Annotated in this window: 1 protein-coding gene; it reads left to right on the forward strand. The window is 34.9% G+C overall.

The features are described 5' to 3' along the window. Nucleotides 1–17: 17 nt before the first annotated feature. The coding region (locus tag GUI70_RS25920; protein WP_237725160.1) for an ATPase, T2SS/T4P/T4SS family at nucleotides 18–258 on the forward strand (241 nt) is incomplete at its 3' end.

Consider the following 258-nt stretch of genomic DNA (forward strand, 5'->3'; position numbering starts at 1 on the left):
TAGAGGATCCTGTAGAGATGCAAATTCCTGGTATCGTCCAAATTAATGTGAATGATAAAGCTGTCATTAACTATGTAAATTCGTTTAAAGCTATTTTAAGATGTGATCCCGATGTTATTTTAATAGGTGAAATCAGAGATAAAGATGTTGCCAAGTGTGTTATACAGGCTAGTTTAAGTGGTCACCTTGTTCTGACTACATTGCATGCAACTGATTGTAAAGGTGCTATTTTAAGGCTATTAGAAATGGGTGTTTCTG

The organism is Deinococcus alpinitundrae, assembly GCF_009982895.1.
GTDB lineage: Bacteria > Deinococcota > Deinococci > Deinococcales > Deinococcaceae > Deinococcus > Deinococcus alpinitundrae.